This is a genomic window from Pseudomonas agronomica (assembly GCF_025917275.1).
GTDB lineage: Bacteria > Pseudomonadota > Gammaproteobacteria > Pseudomonadales > Pseudomonadaceae > Aquipseudomonas > Aquipseudomonas agronomica.
On sequence record NZ_JAOSHO010000587.1, the window covers coordinates 1 to 2,835 of the forward strand.

Sequence of the window (2,835 nt, forward strand, 5' to 3'; positions counted from 1 at the left end):
GATCTTTTGATCTTGTTCTTTCGCTCTCGACTCAATTGGCATTGGAAAGATCGCAGCCTCGTTGCACTCGACAGCTCCTACAGCGCAACCCAGCGAGAGCAATATCACTCGCTGGTGAGTAGATATTGACCGGGCTGCGCCCATGCGACTCGCAAGTACGGGCCGCTGGAGAATCCAACGTGTTATCCATGGTTCGAACACGAATCGAGTCACCGTCGGCGCTTTCCACGTAGCCCTTCAGCGCAGCATTAATCACTCAGAGATTAGCCGGCACAAAATCAGGGCCGCCCAGCTTGTCCCGGACGACCAGGGCTGTGCGCATCAGTGGCCCCCACAGGCCGTTCTGGCTGTTCCAGCTGGCACCGGCCCAACGCGTATCCTGGACCAACTCAGCCTTGTTGAGCTCAAGCTGCCGCTGAAGGGCCAGCGCCACCGCGCCCATATCAATCTCGAACAGGTCGGCGTAAAGCCCCCCGGGTTGTGCCTGCTTTTTGCTCAGGCAAAACCGGTAGTACCAGACCCACACCGCAGCGACATAAATCGCCCGATTGCGGTCAGGGTAGGTCGCGAGGATCTTGAGCAAAGCCGCCACGAAGCGTCCGGGAAACTGAATGTCGTGAGTCTGTTGCCAGTAACGCAGCACCAGTTGATCGAATGCCGCGACGACGTTCTGCGGCTCTGCATTGTCATTCTTGGCTTCTTGAAAATAGAACGGCTCGCCGACGAGGAATTTATCCAACTCGTCATTGGCCAGGGCCAGCAGTAATACGTTGTCCAAATTGGCACTCATTGGATTCTCACCACATCCGGGTTCGAGAGCAGGAAATTGATATCGTTATTGTGCGGGATGCCCACGTTGTCCATGACCGCTTCGCGCATACCGCCAGGATGGGTCAGGCCGCCAGGACGCCATAGCGGGTTCGCCCCATATTCGTTGCCGGTTGGCATGACCACCTTGGGGCTGCTCAAGTCCATCATGTAGATCTCCTTGCCGGCCAGGCTGCCCGGGTCATAGCCCAAGGCAGACTCTAGCAGCGAAACGTCGCCGGTCTTGTTGAATTCAGCCACCACACCATGCAGATCTGACTTTGCCATGACGTATTTGTTAGGGCTAAAGGTCTGGTACATGGGGTTGGCAATGTCATCCGGCGTGAATAGAAAAGCACCGCCTTCATCCTGGAAGACCTTGAGGTGCTCGGCGATATAGGAATCCTCAAGGTAATCGGCAGCACTCTTCGGCCGGCTGAACTTGGGCATCGAAGCGATATCGTCCGACGTGTAGCCTGGCTTGAAGCGCACAGTGGGCGTCTTGGGCCCGGCACCGATCTTCGCCATTTTCGGGCCCAGGCCCAACAGCGCCATTCCCGCCACGCCCTGTAGCAAGTCACGGTACCCCGGCCCCAAGCGATCCCCCAGATCCCCCAGCAACGCCATGCCAGCCATCATCGTACCGCCGATCACCACAAAACCGACTAAAGCGGCCACGCCGGCCATGGCCGCGAGAATCGCCGCGCCCCCCATGGCCAACATCCCCAATGCTTCCAACCCGGTATGCATCCACCCTTCAAGATCCAGCACAAACGCCACCGACACCGTCGGCCCGCCAATAAAGGTGTTCGGGCTGCCGGTCTTGATGTGGGCACCGCAGACCATTTTGCTGTGCAGGCGCGCCGCCGGCTTGCCGTTGATGAACACCGTGGCGCTGCCTTCGGCAATCAGCACCGGAAAGGGCCAGATCGGATGGTTCATCGGCAGCCCGGTGCAGGATGACGCGATGTCTTCGCCCGCCCGCATGGCATTGCGGTCGTTGATGTAGACGTTGAAGCTGCCCATGATCAACGCCCCCGTCGTGGGCTCGGGCAGGTTGAAGATGGTGGAGAGCCCCTTGACGATCTGGAACATCGACAAGCCGCCGGCCGCAATCGAGCCCGCCATGATCGCCAGGGCCACGCCGCCCGTGGCGACAGTCGCGGCAACGACCGCGGCGCCGATCAGGGCACCGGCCACGGCTCCGGCGACCATCGCGGCCAACCCGAACCCGTGGGCTATTTCATCTCCCAGACGTGCTGCTGCCTGTGCATCCATTGCGCGCAACTACCTTACTGATGGGTCTGCCTGCTCAGTGGGACGTGTCGATGCTCAAGCAGTCGGAGGCTGTGGCTTGAACGAATGCATCGCGAGCTTCCAGGCCGGCTCGTGATAGGGGAAGTCGTTCGGGGTCGTGGTCAAGGTGGTGATCAGCACCGCCGGCTTACGCTCGATGAACACCTGGCGCAGCATCAGGTCGCGCCCTTCCCGTTGCCAGGTGTAATCGAGCAACGTGGTCGTGAGTCCCTGCAGCACCGTGTCCCAGCGCTGGACCAGCTTGAAGCCCGGCAATTGCTGCTCCGCGCTCTTGAGCTGGCGATCCACGTACTCGGCAAAGGGCGCGTCGCCCTGGCTGGCGTCGCGACTGATCACAAAACTGGCTTCTTTGGCAGGACCGACCGCCGGCAGCTTGAAAATATTGATGCTCTGGTCTTGCCAGGCGTCGGGGATGTCGAGATCGGCTTCTTGAATGCGGTAGGAAGTCACAGTAATCGCTTTCCATGGACGTGAGGTGACGCGCGAAGGAGCAGATATTCAAGTAATGGCTGGCAACAATCAAGAACCGGGTTCCTCTGCCCCGCGTAACGAACTACATTATGCGATCGGCGTCACTACTCCAGTGATTGCCTGCCTGTGCACGGGCTGTCGAAGGGCGCGATCGCTTGATCTTCAACCTCCAAAGCCGGCAATCTTGCGCAGCGTCTGAAGGACTGCGGCAGCGATAAAGGACGACCCATGCTATTGAAT

General features: G+C 59.5%; 3 protein-coding genes. All 3 read right to left on the reverse strand.

Annotated elements, in window-relative coordinates; genetic code table 11:
* Positions 1-256 precede the first annotated feature (256 nt).
* The 3 genes from OC610_RS24850 to OC610_RS24860 are packed head-to-tail and all read right to left on the reverse strand — an operon-like array spanning position 257 to position 2,574.
* Positions 257-790 (reverse strand): hypothetical protein, encoded by a 534-nt coding sequence (locus tag OC610_RS24850; RefSeq protein ID WP_264431664.1) that lies wholly within the window; start codon positions 788-790, stop codon positions 257-259.
* Positions 787-2,085, reverse strand: a complete 1,299-nt coding sequence (locus OC610_RS24855) for a PAAR domain-containing protein (RefSeq protein WP_264431665.1) — start codon at positions 2,083-2,085, stop codon at positions 787-789. The genes OC610_RS24850 and OC610_RS24855 overlap by 4 nt, the downstream gene beginning before the upstream one ends.
* Positions 2,086-2,139: 54 nt before the next feature.
* Entirely contained in the window at positions 2,140-2,574 is a 435-nt protein-coding gene (locus OC610_RS24860) for a DUF1795 domain-containing protein (protein WP_249876878.1), read from the reverse strand.
* Positions 2,575-2,835: the final 261 nt, after the last annotated feature.

What these genes read in the sequence shown, in the direction of transcription:
- OC610_RS24850 (WP_264431664.1), bottom strand. Translation starts at nt 790, where the DNA reads ATGAGTGCCAATTTGGACAACGTATTACTGCTGGCCCTGGCCAATGAC.
- OC610_RS24855 (WP_264431665.1), bottom strand. Translation starts at nt 2,085, where the DNA reads ATGGATGCACAGGCAGCAGCACGTCTGGGAGATGAAATAGCCCACGGG.